This window comes from Streptomyces sp. NPDC048270, assembly GCF_040652335.1.
Classification (GTDB): domain Bacteria; phylum Actinomycetota; class Actinomycetes; order Streptomycetales; family Streptomycetaceae; genus Streptomyces.
Genome location: NZ_JBEZLV010000016.1, coordinates 47194 through 68640, shown reverse-complemented (window position 1 = coordinate 68640; position 21447 = coordinate 47194). Strand labels below are relative to the sequence as shown.

The following is a 21447-nucleotide window of genomic DNA, read 5'->3' as shown; positions in this document are numbered from 1 at the left end:
GTGAATCATGATGTCCCGGAATCGTCGTATACCGGCCGGGAGAGACATGGGACGCGCAGGCAGCTGGACGGGCAACTGGCGCATCGCCCTGCCCGTGGCGGGCGGGGCCGTCGTACTCGGCCTGGGCGGCCTGTACGCCACCGGACTGGTGACGGGCGGCGAGGTCGCCCAGGGCACGCGCGTCCGCGGGGTGGACATCGGCGGCATGAGCAGGGCCGAGGCGCGGCAGGCGCTGGCCGCCCGGTTCGGCCCGGGCGCCGAGGAGCCCCTCGCCTTGAAGGTCGGCGACCGCGTCGAGCGGGCCGCCCCCGCCGCGCTCGGGCTGTCCCTCGACACCGAGGCGACCCTCGACCGCGCCGGACGCACCGGATACGGGCCGGCCGCCGTCATCGGCGGGCTCTTCAGCTCCGGCGACCGCGAGATCGAGCCGGTGGTCCGGCTGGACGAGCAGACCGGCCGGGCCGCGCTCGACCGCATCGGCGCGGCCACCGAGCAGCCGGCCCGCGAGGGGGCGATCTCCTTCGAGAAGGGCACGGCCAAGGCCGTCGACGCCCGGCCCGGCACCGCCCTGATCGAGGACCGCGCCCTGGACAGCCTCCGCGAGGCGTACCTGAAGCCGGGCGCCGGAACGGTCGAGCTGCCCGTCGAGCACACCCGGCCGCGGATCGGGACGGACGAGACCGGACGGGCCATGCGCCAGTTCGCGCGGCCCGCGATGTCGGGCCCCGTCACGCTCACCGTCGACGGGAAGCACATACCCATCAGCCCCGCCGTCCTCGGCGCGCACCTGAAGATGACCGCCGACGGCACGGACCGTCTCGTGCCGTCCCTCGACTCCAAGGGCCTGCTCGCCGACCCCGCGGTGGCCCGCCCGATCGAGGAGGCCACCCGCATCCCCCGCGACGCCGAGCTCGGCGTCGGCGCGGACGGCCGCGTGGTCCTCGGGGACCCCGGCAACGCGGGCCGCCAGGTCACCCAGGCGGCGCTCGGCCGGACCGTGCTCCCCCTGCTCACCCGCTCGGGCCCGGCCCGCAGCGCCGAGCTGCCCACCGTCGAGGTCCAGCCGGACCTCACGAGCGCCGAGGCGCAGCGGCTCGGCATCAAGGAGAAGGTCTCCTCCTTCACCGTCGGGTTCCCGGCGGCCCCGTACCGCACCACGAACATAGGCCGGGCCGTGGAGCTGATCAACGGCTCGGTCGTCATGCCGGGGGAGGAGTGGAGCTTCAACCGCACGGTCGGCGAGCGCACCCCCGAGAACGGCTTCGTCGACGGAATCATGATCAACGACGGCCAGTACGTGAAGTCCCCCGGCGGCGGCGTCTCGGCCGTGGCCACCACCATGTACAACGCGGTGTTCTTCGCCGGCCTGAAGCCCGTCGAGCACGGGGCCCACTCGTTCTACATCGAGCGCTACCCGGAGGGCCGGGAGGCCACCGTCGCCTGGGGCACCCTCGACCTGCGCTGGATCAACGACTCCGGCCACCCGCTCTACGTGCAGGCCCAGTCCACCGACACCTCGCTGACCATCACCCTGCTCGGCACGAAGAAGTACGACGAGGTGCGGGCGACCAAGGGCCCGCGCACCCGCGTCACGGAGCCGGGCAAGCGGACGGGCAGCGGACCCCTCTGCGAGGTCCAGACCCCCCTCGAGGGCTTCGACGTCACCGTCGGCCGGGTCTTCGTACAGGGCGGCCAAGAGGTCAAGCACGAGGAGTTCAAGACCCACTACACCCCGCGCGACGAGGTCACCTGCACCCCGGAGGCCGGGCCCACCGCGCCGCCCACGGGATCGGCCTCCACGCCGCCCACGGGATCGGCGTCCGCGCCGGCCGCAGGACCGGCGTCCGCGCCGGCCGCCGGGCCGACCGGCTCGCCGGCCCCCTCCGCCGGGCCCGCGGAAGGCCCCGCGGCCGCACCCGTCGGGTGACCGTCCGGCTCCGCCGGGTGCGCTTCGCGGGTAAGCGGGGCCGCGAGGTGCTACAACTGGGATCGTGACCCTTCCTCGCCACCCGTGCCGGGCACGTCGGTGCGGTCACCCCTAGGCAACAGAACCAGAAGCGTCGCCGGCCAGGTGTTCGTCCTCCAGGTGGCGATCGTGGTGTTGCTCGCCGCCGGCGCGCTGCTGGCCCTGGTGCTCCAGTCGCGACACGACATCGACCGGGAAGCACGCAGCCGGTCGGTGGCCGTCGCCGAGACCTTCGCGCACTCCTTGGGGCTGCAGGAGGCCCTCAAGACGTCCGACCCGTCGGCGATCCTGCAGCCGCTCGCCGAGGCGACCCGCAAGGACGCGGGGGTGGACTTCATCGTCGTGATGGACACCGAAGGCATCCGCTACACCCACCCCCAGCCCGACCGCATCGGAAAACGCTTCGTCGGCACCATCGAGCCCTCGCTCGCCGGACAGGTCCACACCGAGAGCGTGCAGGGACCGCTCGGCAAGGAGATCCAGGCGGTCGTGCCGGTCACCGCGCCCGACGGCAAGGTCGTCGGCCTGGTCTCGGCGGGCCTGACCGTGAAGAACGTCAGCGGCGTCCTCGACCGTCAGCTGCCCGTCATCCTCCTCGCCATCGCGACCGGCCTGGCCCTGGCCACCGGCGGTACGGCGCTGATCAGCCGGAGGCTGCGCCGCCAGACCCACGGGCTCGGCACGCAGGAGATGACCCGCATGTACGAGCACCACGACGCGGTGCTCCACTCCGTGCGCGAAGGGGTGCTGATCACCGACGGCGAGGGCCGGCTGCTGCTGGCGAACGACGAGGCCAAACGGCTGCTCGGACTCCCGGAGGACGCCGAGGGCCGCCACATCGGCGACGTACCCGGCCTGGACCGCCGGATGGCGGACCTGCTGCTGTCCGGCCGGGTGGCCACCGACGAGGTGCTGGAGACCGGGGACCGGCTGCTCGTGGTCAACCAGCGGCCCACCCACACCCGGGGCCGGGCGGAGGGCACCGCGGTCACCATCCGCGACTCCACCGAGATGCGGCTGCTGACCAGCCGGGCCGAGACCGCCCGCCGACGGCTCAAACTGCTCTACGACGCCGGGGTCGACATCGGCACCACCCTGGACGTGGAGCGCACCGCGGAGGAACTGGCCGCCGTCACCGTTCCCCGGTTCGCGGACTTCGTCACCGTCGACCTCGCCGACGCGGTGCTGGACGGCGACGAGCCCGGACCGGGAGCCGACATGCGGCGCACGGCGGTCGCCGGCATCCGGTCCGACCACCCCCTCTACCCCCTCGGCCGGCTGATCGACTTCCTGCCGTCCACCCCGCAGGCCCGCGGCTACGGCACCGGAAAGGCGGAACTGGTGCCCGACCTGGCCGACGCGCCGGGCTGGCAGGCCCAGGACCCGCCGCGCGCGCGGGCCATCGTCGAGTACGGGATCCACTCGCTCATCGCGGCCCCGCTGACGGCCCGGGGCGTCGTCCTCGGGGTGGTCAACTTCTGGCGGTCGGAGAAGCCGGAGCCCTTCGACGAGGACGACCTGTCCCTGGCCGAGGAACTCGTCGCCCGCGCGGCCACCAGCATGGACAACGCCCGGCGCTACACCCGCGAGCACGCCCTCGCCGAAACCCTCCAGCGCAGCCTGCTGCCGCGCGCCCTGCCCGAGCAGAGCGCCGTGGACGTGGCGCACTTCTACCTGCCCGCGCAGTCCGGGGTGGGCGGCGACTGGTTCGACGTGATCCCGCTGCCGGGCAGCCGGGTCGCCCTGGTCGTCGGAGACGTCGTCGGGCACGGCCTGCACGCCGCGGCCACCATGGGACGGCTGCGCACGGCCGTGCACAACTTCTCCTCCCTCGACCTGCCCCCCGACGACCTGCTGGCCCGCCTCGACGACCTCGTGCAGCGCATCGACCACGACGACACCGGGGACGGCGAGGGGAACAGCGTCGGCGTCCTCGGCGCGACCTGCCTGTACGCCGTCTACGACCCCGTCTCCCAGCGCTGCACCATGGCGCGGGCCGGACACCTGCCGCCCCTGATGGTCACCCCCGACGGCACGGCCCGGATCGTGGAACTGCCGACCGGGCCCCCGCTGGGCCTGGGCGGCATGCCCTTCGAGACCGCGGAGCTGTACCTGGAGGAGGGCAGCCAGCTCGTCCTGTACACCGACGGGCTGGTCGAGGAGCGGTCCCGGGACATCGCCGAGGGGCTGGAGCTGCTGCGCACCACGCTGAGCCGGCCCGGCCGGGATCCGCGCGAGAGCTGCCGGGCCGTCCTCGACACCCTGCTGCCCGACCGGCCCGGCGACGACGTGGCGCTGCTCGTCGCACGGACCCGGACCCTCGGCCCGGACCGGGTCGCGCAGTGGGACGTGCCGCCCGACCCGAGCGCCGTCGGCGTCGTACGCAACGCGGCGGCGGGCAAGCTCGAGGAGTGGGGCCTGGGGGAGCTCGGCTTCGCCACGGAGCTGATCCTCAGCGAACTGGTCACCAACGCCCTGCGCCACGGCCGCGCGCCGGTGCGGGTGAGGCTGCTGCACGACCACACGCTGACCTGCGAGGTGTGGGACGGCAGCAGCACCGCCCCGCACCTGCGCTATGCCGCGACCACGGACGAGGGCGGGCGCGGGCTGTTCCTGGTGGCGCAGCTCAGCGAGCACTGGGGCACCCGGTACACCCCCGAGGGCAAGGTCATCTGGGCGGAGCAGGTGCTGCCCGGCCCCTCCTGACGGAAATCTGCACACGGTGTGCGCGAACGGCCCCGACCCTGTTCACCGTGGCGCGAGATGTCGGACATGTCCCGAGCGGTTGCTGCACTTCTGCCCGATATCTCCCCTGCGGACGCCGGGCCCCGCATTTCCGTTACTCGATCTCGCACAGAAGCTGTGACCATTCGGTGAACGAAGCGGCACACGCGCCATTCGGGGAACTCCCGGGCCCGTGAAAGGGCGTCAACGGGATTGGCCCGGCCACCCGTTCGCGTGCTTACATCGTGCCCGCTGCGGCCGTCGTGAGATTGCGGCCGAGTTCCCCCTGCAACCGAAAGGTGCGCATCATGCGTGACAACATCGAGACCCGTGAGATCGACGACACCGAGCTGGACGCCGTCTCCGGCGGTGTCATCAGCGTCTCCGGCGGCCTGGCCGGCGCCGTGACCAGCGACGTCAACGGCGTGGTGGGCCTGGTGGGCTCCCTCGACACCGTTCAGGCCGCGCAGGGTCTCGTCGCGGGCGTCCCCGGCCTGGTCTCGGGCGTCACCGGCGTTTCCGTGAACCTCGGCCGCGCCGGTCTCTGAGCCGATAACGCATGAACCCCGGAGCGTCCCCCACGGCTCCGGGGTTCACGCAATTGCGTCCACGCGGGCGAACGAATGCAGCTGAACGAATGCGGTTGAAGGAATAGTCGTGCAGTTTCGCCAAAAGGCTCTTTCCAAGCTGCAATCGCCGGAAGAACTCGACCTGCCCGTGCGCTTCGCCCGCCCGCAAGGGCGGCTCGTCCTCGCCGTCACGGTCCTGGTCATGGCCGCCGCCGCCTTCTGGGCCGTCACCGGGACCGTCTCCTCCAAGCTGGGCGCACCCGGCATCCTCACCCGCGCCGAGGGCAGTTACGTGCTCCAGAGCCCGGTCGCGGGACAGGTGACCGAGGTCCTCGCCGAGGCGGGCCGGTTGCTGCCCCCCGGCGCACCCCTGCTCACCGTCCGCACGGAGCAGGGCGACCGGCCCGTCCGCGCGGTGACCGGCGGCCGGCTGACGACACTGGTCGCCCGGGTGGGCTCGGTCGTCACCACCGGCGCCGACGTGGCGACCCTGGAACACGTCAAGAACCCGGACGACCCCCTGGTGGCCGTGCTCTACGTGCCCGGCACCGGCGGTGCGTCCATCCCCGTGGGCGCCCCCGTCGACCTCACCGTCCAGTCCGTCCCCCAGCGGCAGTTCGGCGTGCTGCGCGGCCGCGTCACCGCGGTCGGCCGCGCGCCCCAGACGCCCGCGCAGATCAGCGGCTTCCTCGGCGACAAGGCCCTCGCCGAGCAGTTCTCCCGGCAGGGCAACCCGGTCGCGGTCCTGGTGGAGCTGGAGCGCTCCGCCACCACCAAGTCCGGCTACCGGTGGTCCTCCACGGACGGCCCCCCGTACGCCGTCGACTCCACCACCCCGGTCACCGGCGCCGTCCGCCTCGCCGCCCAGCGCCCCGCCGACTGGCTGCTGCCGTGACCGCCCCGCGCAGAGCCGCCCCGAGCCGCTCCCGCCGCAGGCCGGCGCCCGCACCCCGGGCCCGCAAGGCCCCCGGGGGCGCGCCGCGGACCGTGCGCACCCCCACCGTGCTCCAGATGGAGGCCGTGGAGTGCGGGGCCGCCGCCCTGGCCATGGTGCTCGGCCACTACGGCCGCCACGTCCCCCTGGAGGAGCTGCGCATCGGCTGCGGCGTCTCCCGCGACGGCTCCCGCGCCAGCAACCTCCTGAAGGCCGCCCGCGGCTACGGGCTGAAGGCCAAGGGCATGCAGATGGACCTGGCCGCCCTCGCCGAGGTCAAAGCCCCGGCCGTGCTCTTCTGGGAGTTCAACCACTACGTCGTCTACGACGGCACGGGCCGCCGCTTCGGCCGCCGGGGCGTGTACGTCAACGACCCCGCCAAGGGCCGCCGGTTCGTGCCCATGGACGAGTTCGACACCAGCTTCACCGGAGTCGTCCTCACCTTCGAGCCCGGCGAGGACTTCCGCCGCGGCGGGCGCAAGCCGGGGGTGCTGGGCGCCATCCCGGCCCAGCTGCGCGGCACTTCGGGCACCCTGGCCGCCGCCGTCCTCTCCAGCCTCCTGCTGGTGGCCGTGGGGGCCTCGGTGCCCGCCCTCAGCCGCACCTACATCGACATGTTCCTCATCGGCGAGCAGACCTCGCTGCTGGGCGTGCTGTTCGCGGCGATGGCCGTCACCCTGGTGCTCACCGCCGTCCTCACCGCGCTCCAGCAGGCCAACCTGCTGCGCGGACGCATCATCTCCTCCACCCTGAGCAGCGCCCGCTTCCTGCGGCACCTGCTCCGCCTCCCCGTCACCTTCTACTCCCAGCGCAACCCGGCCGACCTGGTCCAGCGCCTGCAGTCCAACGACGCCGTCGCCGAAACCCTCGCCCGGGACCTGGCCGCCGCGGGCGTCGACGCCGTGGTGGTCGTCCTCTACGCCGTGCTGCTGTGGACCTACGACCCGCAGCTCACCGCCGTCGGCGTCGGGGTGGCGCTGCTCAACGTGGTGGCCCTGCGCATCGTGATCCGGCTGCGGGCCACCGGTACGCAGAAGCTGCGCGCCGAGAGCGCCCGGCTGACCAACACCTCCTACAGCGGTCTCCAGCTCATCGAGACGATGAAGGCCACCGGCGGGGAGAACGGCTTCTTCCGCCGCTGGGCCGGGCAGCACGCGGTCACCCTCGACGTCCAGCAGCGGCTCGGGGTGCCCGGCGCGTGGCTGGCGATCGTCGCGCCCGCCCTCGCGGCCCTCAACAGTGCGCTGATCCTCATGATCGGCGGCGTGCGGGCGGTGGAGGGGCACCTGTCCGTCGGCCTGCTCGTCGCCTTCCAGGCCCTGGTGACCAGCTTCACCGCGCCGATCTCGCGGCTGGGCGGCGTCGCCGGGCGGATCCAGGACTTCGCGGCCGACGTCGCCCGCCTCAAGGACGTCGAGAACTTCCCCGTCGACCCGGTCTTCTCCCGGCGCGAGCCCGCCGCCGGCACCCGCCGCCTGAAGGGGCACGTGGAACTGGACAACGTCACCTTCGGCTACAGCCCGCTGGACGCCCCGCTGCTCAAGGACTTCTCGCTGTCGGTCGGCCCCGGGCAGCAGGTCGCGCTCGTCGGCGGCTCCGGCAGCGGCAAGTCCACGGTGTCCCGGCTGATGTCCGGCCTGCACACCCCCTGGCAGGGGGCCATCCGCATCGACGGGATGCGGCTGGAGGACATCCCGCGCAGCGCGCTCGCCGCCTCCGTCTCCTTCGTCGACCAGGACGTCTTCCTCTTCGAGGGTACCGTCCGCGACAACGTCGCGCTGTGGGACCCCTCCGTCCCCGACGAGGCCGTCATCGCCGCCCTCGAGGACGCCGCCGTCCACGACGTGGTCGCCCGCCGCCCGGGCGGCATCCACAGCCGCGTCGAACAGGACGGCCGCAACTTCTCCGGCGGCCAGCGCCAGCGGCTGGAGATCGCCCGGGCCCTGGTGCGCCGCCCCAGCGTCATGGTCCTCGACGAGGTGACCAGCGCCCTGGACGCGGTGACCGAGCAGACCGTCATCGACAACCTGCGCCGCCGCGGCTGCGCCTGCGTGGTCATCGCCCACCGGCTGAGCACCGTGCGCGACAGCGACGAGATCGTCGTCCTCGACCGGGGCACCGTCGTGGAACGCGGCCGGCACGAGCACCTGGCGGCCGCGCGGGGCCCGTACGCGGCCCTGGTCAAGGAGCACTGAAGTGACGTACGCGCACCGGGCCGTGCCGCCCGCCGCCCCGGGTACCCCGTACGCACAGGGCACCCCGTACGCCCCCGGCACCCCGTATGCACAGGGCACCCCCTCCGCCCCGTACGCCCCGCACCCCCAGGGCGGCACCCCGTACCCCGCGACCGGCCCGGGCGCGCCCTACGACCCCGTCGTCGCGGCCCTGGGCGGGCTGGGCTCGCCGGTCGACTGCACGGGCCTGCGCAGCCTGTCCCTCGAGGGCCCGCTCGTCCTGTGGCTCGTCGTCCAGGGCGAGCTGGACCTGTTCGCCGTCGACGCGGCGCGGGCCGGGCACTGGCACTTCCTGGGCCGGCTGGAGGCCGGCACCCTGCTCCAGGGGCCGGTCGACGGGCCCGAGCACACCCTGGTCGCCCGCCCCCTGCAAGGGTGCCTGCTGCGCCGCGTCGAGCTGCGCGAACTGCCCGTCACGGACCACGGCGCGCCCTCCGCGCACGGCTGGACCGACCAGGGGGAGTACGGCGCCCCCGCCGCGCACCCCAGCCCGCTCGAGGACGCCTTCGCGCGCGGCATCGGCCGCGGCCTGCGCGTGCTCTACCAGGCGCCGCTGGACGGCCGCGCCGGCTCCGGGCCGGGCGCGGCCGACGACGACATCCTGTGGATGCACGTCACCCCGGGCGGCGTGCGGTACGGCGCCGTGTACGAGCAGGGCGCGGCCGGCACCCTCCTCCTCGACCCGGCGATGTGGCAGGGCATGGTCGACCAGCAGTACCGGCTGCTGTACGCCCTCGACCGCTCGATCGAGGAGCTCGAACGCGCCCACGAGGACCGGATGGCGGCGGGCATCGAGGCCGGCCAGGCGGCGCGCACCCAGGCCGACCACACCCTCCTGGCCGCCATCGGCGGCCCCGGCGGCAGGTCCGGGCACCGGGGCGCGAGCGCCGACGCCACCCTTGCCGTGTGCCGCCTGGTGGCCGGCGAGGCCCGCATCACCCTGTCCGAACCCGGCGCGGCGGCCCCCGGTTCCGAGCGCACCGACCCCGTCGAACGCATCGCGCTGGCCTCCCGGGTGCGCACCCGCGTGGTCCGCCTCGGCGGCAGCTGGTGGCGGGAGGACGCCGGCCCCCTGGTGGGCCGGCGGGAGAAGGACGGAGCCCCGGTCGCCCTGCTGTGGCGGCGCGGCCGCTACGAGGCCGTCGACCCCGCCGCCGGCACGCGCGAGCGGCTCGACGGCCGGGGCGCGGCCGCCCTCGAACCCCGCGCCGTCATGTTCTACCGCCCGCTGCCCGAGGGGCGGCCGCGCCTGGCCGCCCTGCTCCGCTTCAGCCTGCGCGGCACCGGGCCGGAGCTGCGCCGCCTGGCGCTGGGCGGACTGGTCGCCGTGCTCCTGGGCGCGCTGGTGCCCGTCGCCACCGGCCGGGTGCTCGGTCGCTACGTCCCACAGGGCGAGACCGGCCTCATCGTGCAGACGGCGCTGGCCCTCGTCGCGACGGCCGTGGTCGCGGCCGCCTTCATGCTGCTGCAGAACCTGTCCGTCCTGCGCCTGGAGGGCCGCGTCGAGGCCACCTTGCAGCCGGCCGTGTGGGACCGGCTGCTGCGCCTGCCGGCCACCTTCTTCACCGGCCGCTCCACCGGCGAACTGGCCGGAGCGGCCATGGGCATCAGCGCCATCCGCGGCCTGCTCTCCGGGACCGGCTCGGTCTGCGTACAGGCCCTCGCGGTCGCCGCGATGAACCTGGTCCTGCTGCTCGTCTACAGCGTGCCCCTGGCGATGGCGGCGCTGGCCATGCTCGTCGTCGTGGCGGCGGTCTTCCTGGGCCTCGGGCTGTGGCAGCTGCGCTACCAGCGGCGGCTGATCGAGCTGGGCAACCGGCTGGGCAACCAGGCCTACCAGACCCTGCGCGGGCTGCCCAAGCTGCGCGTCGCCGCGGCCGAGAGCTTCGCCTACGCCGCCTGGGCCCGGGAGTTCGCCCGTACCCGCGAGCTGCACCAGCGCATCGGCCGGGTGCAGAACGTGACCACCGTGCTGGGCGCGGTGTACCTGCCGCTGTGCACGCTGGTGATGTTCGCGCTGCTGGCCGGACCGGCGCGCGGAAGCATGTCCGCCGCCGAGTTCCTCACCTTCAGCACCGCCCTGACCATGCTGATGTCCTCGGTCACGCAGCTGACCGGGGCCCTGATCTCGGTCGCCGCGGTGCTGCCGATGTTCGAGCAGGTCAAGCCGCTGCTCGAGGCGGCTCCCGAGGCGGGCCGGGCCGGCGTCGCGCCGGGGGAGCTGACCGGCGCCCTCGAAGCCAAGAACCTGTCCTTCCGCTACACCGAGGACGGCCCGCTCGTCCTCGACGGCGTCGACTTCCGGGTGCGGCCGGGGGAGTTCGTCGCGATCGTCGGGGCCAGCGGCTGCGGCAAGTCCACCCTGCTGCGGCTGCTCATCGGCTTCGACAAGCCCGCCTCCGGAAGCGTCCTGTACGACGGCCAGGACCTGGCGGCACTCGATCCGGCGGCCGTGCGCCGCCAGTGCGGCGTCGTCCTGCAGAACGCGCAGCCGTTCACCGGCTCGATCCTCGACTGCATCAGCGGCGCCGAGGCGTTCACCCTCGAAGAGGCGTGGGAGGCCGCCGCGATGGCGGGACTGGCCGAGGACATCAAGGCCATGCCGATGGGCATGCACACCATGCTCTCCGACGGGGGCGGCACCGTCTCGGGCGGCCAGCGCCAGCGGCTGATGATCGCCCAGGCCCTCATCCGCAAGCCGCGCGTGCTGTTCTTCGACGAGGCCACCAGCGCGCTGGACAACGAGGCGCAGCGGGTGGTCATCGAATCCACCCGCGCCCTGCGCGCCACCCGCGTGGTGATCGCCCACCGGCTGTCCACGGTCATGGACGCCGACCGCGTGATCGCCATGGCGGACGGCCGCGTCGTCCAGCAGGGCCCGCCCGCCGAACTCCTCGCCGACGCGACGGGCCTGTTCCACGAGCTGGTCCGCCGCCAGCTCGGCTGACCCGTCGCCGGCCGGCGACGTCTCGGCCACACTCGAGGCTTCAACGCGAAAACTCTCGATGACGCACTAGAATGGCAGGTTGTTCGGCGCCGGACCGGAACAACCCGGGCAATCCCGGACTCCGCCGGCGACCCGGGACGCATGTTCCGGGCACGAGACGCGAGGGCCGATGGCAGCCACACCAGAGCGCGGTGACAGCACTCTGCTCGACGACGGGGCAGTGCTCGACGGAGAAGCGCTCGAGGAGTCCGGCAAATCAGCCCGGTTCTCCGCGGGGCCCGCGGCCCCGGCGCGCACCCTCGTGGACATCCTCGACGCCTCCGTACGGGCGTACCCCGACGAGCCCGCGCTGGACGACGGCACCGACCAGCTGACCTACCGGGCGCTGGCCGCCGAGGTGGAGCGCAGGCGGCGGGCCCTCGCGGCCGCCGGAGTGCGGCTCGGCGACCGGGTCGGCGTCCGCGTGCCGTCCGGGACCAACGAGCTGTACGTGGCCATCCTCGCCGTCCTCGCCGCGGGCGCCGCCTACGTGCCGGTCGACGCCGAGGACCCGGACGAACGGGCCGAGCTGGTCTTCGGCGAGGCCGGGGTGCGGGCGGTGCTGGGCGCCGGACAGCGCATCGACACCACCGGAGCTGGAGCCGAAGCCGGAGCCGGAGCCGAAGCCGGAGCCGAAGCCGGACCCCGGGGCGCGACCGGATCCGGTGGCCTCGCCGGATCCCACGCCGCCGCCGGGGGCGCCGCAGCTCCCGCCGCCCGCCCCGGCCCCGAGCACGACGCGTGGATCATCTTCACCTCAGGCTCCACCGGCAAGCCCAAGGGCGTCGCCGTCAGCCACCGCAGCGCCGCCGCCTTCGTGGACGCCGAGGCCGCGCTCTTCCTCGCCGAAGAGCCGATCGGCCCCGGCGACCGGGTCATGGCCGGCCTCTCCGTCGCCTTCGACGCCTCCTGCGAGGAGATGTGGCTGGCCTGGCGCTACGGCGCCTGCCTCGTCCCCGTCCCCCGCTCCCAGGTGCGCAGCGGCGCCGACCTCGGCCCCTGGCTGGTGGAACAGGAGATCACCGTGGTCTCCACGGTGCCGACGCTGGCCGCGCTCTGGGAGCCCGAGGCCCTGAACGAGGTCCGGCTGCTGATCTTCGGCGGCGAGGCCTGCCCGCCCGAGCTGACGCAGCGCCTGGTCACCGAGGGCCGCGAGGTCTGGAACACCTACGGGCCCACCGAGGCCACCGTCGTCGCCTGCGCCTCCCTGCTGACCGGTGAGGAACCGATCCGCATCGGCCTCCCGCTGGCCGGCTGGGAACTGGCCGTGGTCGACGAGTCCGGCGAGCCGGTGCCGATGGGCGGCAGCGGCCAGCTCGTCATCGGCGGCGTCGGCCTCGCCCGCTACCTCGACCCCGAGAAGGACGCCGAGAAGTACGCCCCGCTGCAATCCCTCGGCTGGCAGCGCGCCTACCGCAGCGGCGACCTCGTCCGCGCCGAACCGGAAGGGCTCGTCTTCCTCGGCCGGGGCGACGAGCAGATCAAGCTCGGCGGCCGCCGCATCGAGCTGGGCGAGGTCGACGCCGCGCTCCAGGCCCTGCCCCGCGTGGCCGGCGCCGCCGCCGCCGTCCGCACCGCCCGGAGCGGCAACCAGCTGCTCGTCGGCTACCTGGTCACCCAGGAGGGCTGGGACCAGGCGGCCGCCGTGGAGCGGCTGCGCGCCGAACTGCCCGCCGCCCTCGTACCGCTGCTCGCGCCCGTCGGGGAGCTGCCCACCCGCACCTCCGGCAAGGTCGACCGCGACGCGCTGCCCTGGCCCCTGCCCGACCTGGAGACCGCCGGCCCCGCCGAGCAGCTGTACGGCACCGAGGCCTGGCTCGCCGAGCAGTGGACCGAGACCCTCGGGGTGAGCGTCACCGGCGCCGCCGACGACTTCTTCGCCATCGGCGGCAACAGCCTCGCCGCGGCCCAGCTCACCACCCGGCTGCGCGCCCGCTACCCGAGCGCGGCCGTCCTCGACATCTACCAGCAGCCCACCTTGCGCAAGCTCGCCCGGCGGCTGGAGAAGTCCGTCCAGGACGACGGCGCGGCCCGCACCATCGCGCCGGTCCCGCTCCGCGCCAAGGTGATCCAGTCGCTCCTGCTGCTGCCCCTGTTCACCCTGGTCGGCCTGCGCTGGACGGTGGCGCTGCTGGCCCTCGGCAACGTCCTGCACCTGTTCGGGCCCTACCCGTGGGCGCCCACCGCCTCCTGGTGGCTCGTCGCGGCCGGCGCGGCGCTCCTCTTCAGCCCGCCCGGCCGCCTCGCCATCGCGGCGGGCGGCGCCCGCCTGCTGCTGCGCGGGGTCAGGGCAGGGCGCCATCCGCGCGGCGGGAGCGTCCACCTCAGGCTGTGGACGGCGGAGCGGCTGGCCGAGTACTCCGGCGCGACCTCCCTCACGGGCTCCTGGCTGGAGCGCTACGGCCGCGCCCTCGGCGCCAAGATCGGACCCGAGGTGGACCTGCACTCGCTGCCGCCGGTCACCGGCATGCTCAAGCTCGGCCGCGGCTGCGCCGTGGAGTCCGAGGTGGACCTCTCCGGCCACTGGCTGGACGGGGACCGGCTCGAGATCGGCCCGGTCAAGGTCGGTGCGGGCGCCGTCGTCGGCACCCGCAGCATCCTCTTCCCCGGCGCGCGGGTCGGCAAGCGGGCCGAGGTGGCCCCCGGCTCCGCCGTCGTCGGACAGATCCCCACCGGGCAGCGCTGGGCCGGGGCGCCCGCCGGCAAACTCGGCAAGGCCAAGCGGAACTGGCCCAAGGAGCGCCCGCCGCGCGGGGTCCACTGGCGCGTCATGTACGGGGTGACCGGCTTCTGCCTCACCGCCCTGCCGGTGCTCGCCACCCTGCCCGCCCTGCTGGTCGTCAGCCGGTTCGTCCCCGCCGGCGCCGGGCTCGCCCAGGCACTGGCCGGAGCGCTGCTCGCGGTGGTGCCCGGGGCGCTCGCGTTCGGCTTCACGTACGCGCTGCTCCTGCTGGTCTGCGTACGCCTGCTCAGCCTCGGCCTGCGCACGGGCAACCACCCGACGCACAGCAGGGTCGGCTGGCAGGCCTGGACCGTCACCCAGCTGATGGACCTCTCCCGCGAGACCCTCTTCCCGCTGTACGCCGGACTGATCACGCCGGTGTGGCTGCGGCTGCTCGGCATGAAGATCGGCCGGGGCGCGGAGGTGTCCACCGTCCTCGCGCTGCCGAGCCTCACCACCGTCGGGGAGGGCGCGTTCCTCGCCGACGACACCCTGACCGCCCCCTTCGAACTGGGCGGCGGCTGGGTGCGGATCGGACACTCCGAGATCGGCCGCCGGGCCTTCCTCGGCAACTCCGGCATGACCGCGCCGGGCCGTACCGTCCCGGACGACGGGCTGGTCGGCGTGCTGTCCGCCACCCCGAAGAAGGCCAAGAAGGGCAGCTCCTACCTGGGCCTGCCGCCGGTGAAGCTGCCGCGGTCCGCCGCCGGCGCGGACCAGAGCCGGACCTACGACCCGCCCGCGCGGCTGCTGTGGGCGCGGGGCCTCGTGGAGCTGTGCCGGCTCGCTCCCGTCTTCTGCTCGGCGGCGCTGGCCGTCCTGACGGTGGCCGCGCTCTGCGCGCTGGCCGCGGCGGGCGGTCCCGGGATCTGGGGGACCGCCCTGCTGTCCGGAGCGGTCCTGCTCGCCGCCGGCGTGGCCGCGTGCGCGGTCTCGATCGCCGCGAAGTGGCTGCTGGTGGGCCGCCACCGGACCGGCGAGCACCCGCTGTGGAGCGGCTTCGTGTGGCGCAACGAACTGGCCGACACCTTCGTCGAGGTACTGGCCGTGCCGTGGCTGGCCGGATCGGTGCCCGGCACCCCGGTGCTGGCCCTGTGGCTGCGCGCGCTGGGGGCCCGGGTCGGCCGCGGCGTGTGGTGCGAGAGCTACTGGCTGCCCGAAACGGACCTGGTGGAGCTGGGTGACGCGGTCAGCGTGAACCGCGGCTGTGTGTTGCAGACACACCTCTTCCACGACCGGATCTTGAGGACGGATACTGTGGTCCTCCGTGAGGGCGCCACCCTGGGCCCGGGCGGAATCGTCCTGCCCGGGAGCACGGTCGGAGCCCGCAGCACCCTGGGTCCCGCCTCCCTCGTGATGGCCGGGGAATCCGTGCCCGCCGACTCCCGCTGGCTGGGCAATCCGATCGAGGCGTGGCGGTCCTGACAGGGCCAGAACGGAAGCGGCAGTGAACGGCCAGCAGACAGCGGCAGCGGACCCGTACTTTCCGGCCAACGGCGACTCCCGTTACCGCGTGCACCGGTACGAACTCGCTCTGGACTACCGTCCCGGCCCCAACCGGCTGGCCGGGACGGCCCGGCTCAGTGCGATCGCCGGGCGGGCGCCGCTCTCCGAGTTCCAGCTGAACCTGGCCGAGTTCAAGATAGGCCGGCTCCTCGTCAACGGCCGGGCCCCGCACTACACGCACCGCGGCGGCAGGCTCCGCGTCCGTCCGGCCAAGCCGCTGCCGGCCGGCGCCGCCTTCACGGTGGAGGTGCACTGGGCGGGCAACCCCAAGCCGGTGCGCAGCCCCTGGGGCGGCCTCGGCTGGGAGGAACTGACCGACGGGGCGCTGGTGGCCAGCCAGCCCGTCGGCGCGCCCTCCTGGTACCCGTGCAACGACCGGCCCGCGGACAAGGCCTCGTACCACATCTCGGTCAACACCCCCTCGGCGTACACGGTGGTCGCCGGGGGCCGCCTGCTCACCCGCACCACGAAGGCCAGCACGACCACCTGGGTGTACGAGCAGTCCGCGCCGACCCCCAGCTACCTGGTCGGCCTGTCCATCGGCATGTACCAGACGGTGCTGCTCGGCGACCCCGGGCTCGGCGGCGTCCCGCAGAGCGCCCACGTGCCGGCGCACCTGCTGCCCGAGTTCTCCCGCGACTTCGCCCGGCAGCCCGCCATGATGCGGCTGTTCCAGGAGCTGTTCGGGCCCTACCCCTTCGGCGAGTACGCGGTGGTCGTCGCCGACGAGGAACTGGACGTCCCGGTGGAGGCCCAGGGCCTGTCCCTGTTCGGCGTCAACCACGTGGACGGCGCCCGGGGGTCGGAGCGCCTCGTCGCCCACGAGCTGGCGCACCAGTGGTTCGGCAACAGCGTGACCATCGCCGACTGGCGGCACATCTGGCTGAACGAGGGCTTCGCGAAGTACGCGGAATGGCTCTGGTCGGAGCGCTCCGGCGGCCGCAGCGCGCACGAGCTGGCCGCCGGAGCGCACCGGCTGCTGGCCTCGCAGCCGCAGGACCTGCGGCTGGCCGACCCCGGCCGCAAGCTGATGTTCGACGACCGGCTGTACCAGCGCGGCGGCCTCGCCGTGCACGCGGTGCGCCGGGCCCTCGGCGACGCCGCGTTCTTCCGCATGCTGCGCGACTGGGCCGGCGTGCACCGCCACGGAGTGGTGACCACGGCCGTCTTCACCACGCACGTGGCGCGCTACGCGGCGGAGCCGCTGGACGACCTGCTCGCGGCCTGGCTGTACGAGCCGGCCCTGCCGCCGATGCCGATGCCGCCGCCGCCCCCGATGCCGCCGACCCTGCGGTAGGGGCGGCGGGGGCCTGCCGCGTACCCCCCCACGTGTGCCTGTCGCGGATGACGTGGAGGTGCCCCCCGCCCGGGGCTGTCGGCCGGGGGCGGGGGCAGTGGGTGACGGCTGTCGTGCGCGGGCGGATCAGCCGAGGGCGGGCGTCCGCCGCTGCTCGGGGGCGTCCGAGCCGTCGGTGCCCGCCGTGCCCGCCGTGCCCGCCGTGCCCGCCGTGCCCGCCGTGCCCGCCGTATCGGCCCCGGCCGTCCGGCCGGCCAGGAGCCGCTGCGCCAGCACGCCGAAGACGATCGCGAAGACCGTCCAGAGCACGACCTGCACGGCCAGCGAGGCGACCCGGAACTCCCACAACAGGGCTGCGGGGAAACCGGGCTTGACCGCGTCGTCGTTGTCCGGCAGGAACGCGAAGGCGAGGCCGGTGGCGAGGAGGAAGCCCGCGCCGGCGGCCAGGCTCGCGTTCCAGTTGCCCAGGCGCGGCGCCAGGCGGCGGCCCGCGATGACCGCGCCGACGCCGAGGAGCACGCTGAGCAGGATCATCAGGAAGAACAGCGTGGTGCGCTGCCCGATCGTGTCCGGGTTGCCGACCGCCGGGGGAGTGGCCGGGTACTTCAGGAACGGCACCAGGTAGACGGTGGCGAAGGCCGCCCCCGCGGTGAGGGCGGCCGTGGCCCGCGGGCTGAACCGGCCCACGCGCCCCAGGGCGAAGGCGAACGCCAGGGAGGCGATGCCGCCCAGGGCCACCCCGTAGACGAGGACACCGGTGGCCAGCCCGACGGTGGACTGCACCGGCCGGCTGACCAGCTCCTCCTCTTCCTCCTCCGCGACGGCACCGGCGCCGTGCCCGGCGTGGGCGCCCGCCGCGTCCTGCGCGGCCTGCGCCTCCTCCACCGCGATCGAGCCGTTGACGGGAGGCTCGCCCACGGCATAGGCGACGGCGAAGGCGAAGAGCCCGGCGATCAGGCCCGCGAGCATGCCGCGGACCAGCAGACCTCTGACGGTCGAGGCGTACATGTGCGTGCCTCTCAGTGGCAGGGGAAGCCGAGCAGGTGACGGCCGTCGTGCACCCATTCGTGCACTCCGGCACCGGAGAACACGGAGGTGGCGCCCTGTTCGGCGCCGACGAAGTACAGGGCGACGAGCATCAGCAGGCCGACGAAGAGCGCCCAGGGCAGTACCGCGCGCACGGGCAGCGGGGTCGGCAGGGAGCCGGAAGGGGTGGGTATGGCGGGGGAGACGACAGCCTCGGCCATGGTGGAACCTCCTCGGGGAACACGCGTCCCATACGGTGGTGCAGGACGACGGTCCGCGGGTCTGACTCGCCGCGGCGCACTCCCCGAGGGGATGCACGCCGCAGCACACAGTGGCGCGACCATGCCGGATTCACACCGGACTTCCGTCTCGCCGTCGTCACTCTGTGGAAATGTCGCCTGACCGTACCGCGCGCCGCACCCCCCGCCAAGGGCGTGCGACCCGCGTCACGTCCGCACGCCCCCGCGTAGAGTGCCGGACGGAGAACCGCAGACCACAGCGACCGCAGAGGCCCCGATGACCGTCCGGCTGACCCTGATCGCCCCCGCGACGAGCGAAGCCCTGCGGGACTTCCGCTTCGACGACGAGAGCCCCCTCGACCCCGCCGGAACCGCCCGCGCCGAGGCCGCCGCGGCCGCCGTCCCCCGGGCCGCCCGCAGCTACACCTCCCCCTCCCTGCGCTGCCGCCAGACCGCCTCCGCGCTCGGCCTCCGGCCGGAACCCGCGCCCGCCCTGGCCGGCTGCGACACGGGGCGCTGGCGCGGCCTGACCCTGGACGCCGTCGCGGCTGGCGAACAGGAGGCCGTCGCCGCCTGGATGTCGGACCCGGCGGCCGCGCCGCACGGCGGGGAATCGCTGCGCGACGTACGCATCCGGGTCGGCAGCTGGCTCGACACGCTCCCCGACCCGACCGGCCCCCTCACGGCCGTCGCGGAACCGGACGTCATCCGGGCGGCGGTGGTCCACGCGCTCGGGGCACCGGACGAGGCGTTCTGGCGCGTGGACGTACGCCCCCTGACCGCGGTCCACCTCTCCGGCCGCGCCCACCGCTGGAACCTCCGCATCGGAAGCCCCCTGGACCAGGGCGCGGCGGACGGCCCTTGACCCGAGGGCCCCGGCAGCACGAAGGGGCGCCGCCCCGTGGTCTCCCACGCGGACGGCGCCCCCTCTCAGCGGGCGCCGGCACCGGCCGGCTCACTGCGGAGCAAGACATACTGCTCTGACCAGGCAGTTCTGACGTCCAACCGGACAAGAAGGACACAACTCCCGCTGTGGTGACGCCTTCACGCCATGGCTCGGTTTTGATCGGTTCGAGAACGCGGCAGCAGGTCAGCCCGCGAAGCGGGGGACCACCAGGCCGGACTCGTACGCGATGACGACCGCATGGGTCCGGTTCTGCGCCCCGAGCTTGGCCAGTACGTTGCCGACGTGCGTCTTGACCGTCTCCAGGCTCACCGTGAGGGACTGTGAGATTTCCGGGTTGGACAGCCCGGTGGCCATCAGGCGCAGCACCTCCTCCTCCCGGCCGGTCAGCTCGGCCCGCGGCAGGGCGTCGGGGGCGCCCAGCGGGCGGGCGGCGACCATCCGGCCGAGCGCCGCCGGGAAGAGGACCGCTTCGCCCGCGGCCACCACCCGGACCGCCTCGGCGATCCGGGCGACCGGCAGGCGCTTGAGGACGAACCCGCTGGCGCCCGCGCTGAGGGCGGCGGTGACGTAGCCGTCGTTCTCGAAGGTGGTGATCACCACGACCTTCGGCGGGTCGGCGACTTCGGCGAGCAGGTGGCGGGTGGCCTCGATCCCGTTGCGCCGCGGCATCCGTACGTCCATCAGGACCACGTCCGGCCGCAGGCTCAGCGCCCGTTCGACCGCCTCGACGCCGTCGGCGGCCTCGCCGACCACCGCGATCCCCGGCTGCGCGGCGAGCAGCGTGCGCAGGCCGCTGCGGGTCACCTCGTCGTCGTCCGCGATCAGGAGGGTGACGGGGAGTGCCGTTCCCTCGCCGGGGGCGGGGGCGGGGGCGGGGCTGGGGCTGGGGCCGGGGCTGTCCGTATCGGATCCGCCTAGGACACCTGATCCGCTCGCGACGCCGGTTCCGCTTGCGACGCCTGATCCGCTTGCGCCTGACGCGCTCGCGCCGGTTCCGCTTGCGACGCCTGATCCGCTCGCCCTTGACCCGCTCGCGCCGGATCCGCTTGCGCCTGACGCGCTCACGCCGACACCACCCGGGCCGGCAGCCGGACGGCCAGTCGCCAGTGCCCCGTCCCGTCCGGGCCGGCCTGGAGCTCACCGTGCAGCAGCCGGACGCGCTCGGCCAGTCCGGCCAGCCCGTGGCCGGACGTCGGGAAGGCCCCCTGGCCCGGTCCCGGGGACGCCCTGACCCCCGTCCGGTTGACCACGGTGAGGTCCAGCCCGTCCGCCCCGGCCGCCACCCGGACCCCGATCGGGCCGCCCGCACCGTGGCGCAGCGCGTTCGTCAGCCCCTCCTGGAGGATCCGGTACGCCGCCCGGGAGAGCGTCCCCTGCACCCGGTCGGGCTCTCCCGACAGCTCCGGTTCCACCACCGCCCCCGCGTGCCGCAGCCGGTCCAGCAGCTCGGGCAGGTCGGCCAGGGTCCGGGCGGGCGCCGTCCCCGGCTGCTCCTCGCGCAGTACTCCGAGCACGTAGTCCAGGTCCTCCAGCGCGGCCCGCGCCGACTCCTCGATGCTGCGCAGGGCGGCCCGCGCCGCCGCCGGGTCGGTGCGGAGCAGCTCGCCCGCCACCGCCGCCTGGATGGTGGCAGCCGTCAGCGTGTGCCCGATCGAGTCGTGCAACTCGTGGGCGATCCTGTTGCGTTCGGCCAGCAGCAGTTCCCGCTCGGCGGCCAGCGCGAGCCGCTCCGCCGCCGACGGCCCCAGCAGCCGTGGCGCGGACCACCGCAGGACCTTCGTCGCCAGCGCGCAGACGGCCACCGCCAGCAGCAGGCACCCGGCCGCCACCACCCAGCTCCACCCGCCCGACACCCGGGCCGAGGTGCCGTACAGGCTCCATCGCAGCTCGCCGCCGAGCCGGTTCCCCGGCAGGGAGATGCCCAGGAGGAGCAGCAGCCCGCCCGCCAGCGCCCCCGTCCACCCGACGGCCGCGTGCAGCACGAGCCAGAGCGGGGTACGCCAGCGGTCGAGGCCGAGGGGCCCGGCCCGGCGGCCGCCGGCCACCGGATCCGGCAGCGGCACCCGCAGCAGTCGGCGAGCCGACACGACCAGCACCCGCCGTACGGGGCGTGCCAGTCCGGCCACGCCGACCAGGGCCGCCCAGAGCGCCAGAACCAGGGCGACCCGTACGCCCTCGGGACCGGACCGCCAGCCCAGTGACGGCAACAGGGCGAAGGGCAGCAGCGGCAGGCTCGCGAGCGCGCCGCACAAGGCGAACAGCGCACCCGCGTACGTGGAGCCGCGCAGAAGCGGCCGGATTCCCCTGATCATGCCCGCCAGTATTGCCGTGCGCCCG

13 protein-coding genes are annotated in these 21447 nt (G+C 74.4%); 9 read left to right on the top strand and 4 right to left on the bottom strand.

Annotated elements, in window-relative coordinates:
- The first annotated feature begins 46 nt into the window (after positions 1 to 46).
- The 8 genes from AB0D66_RS16565 (at position 47) to AB0D66_RS16530 (ending at position 16938) form a co-directional block, all read left to right on the top strand.
- Complete coding sequence (locus AB0D66_RS16565; protein WP_362302984.1) at positions 47 to 1927, top strand: VanW family protein; 1881 nt, start codon at positions 47 to 49, stop codon at positions 1925 to 1927.
- A gap of 144 nt (positions 1928 to 2071) precedes the next feature.
- The gene (locus tag AB0D66_RS16560) at positions 2072 to 4672 is read left to right on the top strand and encodes a SpoIIE family protein phosphatase (protein ID WP_362302981.1); all 2601 of its coding nucleotides are present in this window, start codon (positions 2072 to 2074) and stop codon (positions 4670 to 4672) included.
- Between the two features lie 326 nt (positions 4673 to 4998).
- Positions 4999 to 5238: a hypothetical protein gene (locus AB0D66_RS16555; RefSeq protein ID WP_362302978.1), complete on the top strand. Its 240-nt coding sequence runs from the start codon at positions 4999 to 5001 to the stop codon at positions 5236 to 5238.
- A 109-nt stretch (positions 5239 to 5347) separates the two neighbouring features.
- Positions 5348 to 6154 (top strand): HlyD family efflux transporter periplasmic adaptor subunit, encoded by an 807-nt coding sequence (locus AB0D66_RS16550; protein ID WP_362302975.1) that lies wholly within the window; start codon positions 5348 to 5350, stop codon positions 6152 to 6154.
- A gap of 116 nt (positions 6155 to 6270) precedes the next feature.
- Complete coding sequence (locus AB0D66_RS16545) at positions 6271 to 8388, top strand: NHLP family bacteriocin export ABC transporter peptidase/permease/ATPase subunit (RefSeq protein ID WP_362303185.1); 2118 nt, start codon at positions 6271 to 6273, stop codon at positions 8386 to 8388.
- Positions 8389 to 8578: 190 nt separating this feature from the next.
- Positions 8579 to 11374: an NHLP bacteriocin export ABC transporter permease/ATPase subunit gene (locus tag AB0D66_RS16540; protein WP_362303182.1), complete on the top strand. Its 2796-nt coding sequence runs from the start codon at positions 8579 to 8581 to the stop codon at positions 11372 to 11374.
- A gap of 169 nt (positions 11375 to 11543) precedes the next feature.
- A complete protein-coding gene (locus tag AB0D66_RS16535; RefSeq protein ID WP_362302971.1) occupies positions 11544 to 15560 on the top strand; it encodes a Pls/PosA family non-ribosomal peptide synthetase in 4017 nt (1338 codons plus the stop codon).
- Between the two features lie 22 nt (positions 15561 to 15582).
- Positions 15583 to 16938 (top strand): M1 family metallopeptidase, encoded by a 1356-nt coding sequence (locus tag AB0D66_RS16530; RefSeq protein WP_362302969.1) that lies wholly within the window; start codon positions 15583 to 15585, stop codon positions 16936 to 16938.
- A 126-nt stretch (positions 16939 to 17064) separates the two neighbouring features.
- Here AB0D66_RS16530 and AB0D66_RS16525 read toward each other — a convergent pair whose 3' ends face one another.
- Both AB0D66_RS16525 and AB0D66_RS16520 read right to left on the bottom strand, forming a co-directional pair.
- Positions 17065 to 17946, bottom strand: a complete 882-nt coding sequence (locus AB0D66_RS16525; protein ID WP_362302966.1) for a CbtA family protein — start codon at positions 17944 to 17946, stop codon at positions 17065 to 17067.
- An 11-nt stretch (positions 17947 to 17957) separates the two neighbouring features.
- Positions 17958 to 18185 (bottom strand): CbtB-domain containing protein, encoded by a 228-nt coding sequence (locus tag AB0D66_RS16520; RefSeq protein WP_362302963.1) that lies wholly within the window; start codon positions 18183 to 18185, stop codon positions 17958 to 17960.
- 295 nt (positions 18186 to 18480) lie between these two features.
- Here AB0D66_RS16520 and AB0D66_RS16515 point away from each other — a divergent pair, with 295 nt between their 5' ends.
- Complete coding sequence (locus tag AB0D66_RS16515; RefSeq protein WP_362302960.1) at positions 18481 to 19068, top strand: histidine phosphatase family protein; 588 nt, start codon at positions 18481 to 18483, stop codon at positions 19066 to 19068.
- A gap of 225 nt (positions 19069 to 19293) precedes the next feature.
- Here AB0D66_RS16515 and AB0D66_RS16510 read toward each other — a convergent pair whose 3' ends face one another.
- A complete protein-coding gene (locus tag AB0D66_RS16510; RefSeq protein ID WP_362303179.1) occupies positions 19294 to 19935 on the bottom strand; it encodes a response regulator transcription factor in 642 nt (213 codons plus the stop codon).
- Positions 19936 to 20171: 236 nt separating this feature from the next.
- Entirely contained in the window at positions 20172 to 21422 is a 1251-nt protein-coding gene (locus tag AB0D66_RS16505; RefSeq protein ID WP_362302957.1) for a histidine kinase, read from the bottom strand.
- Positions 21423 to 21447 lie beyond the last annotated feature (25 nt).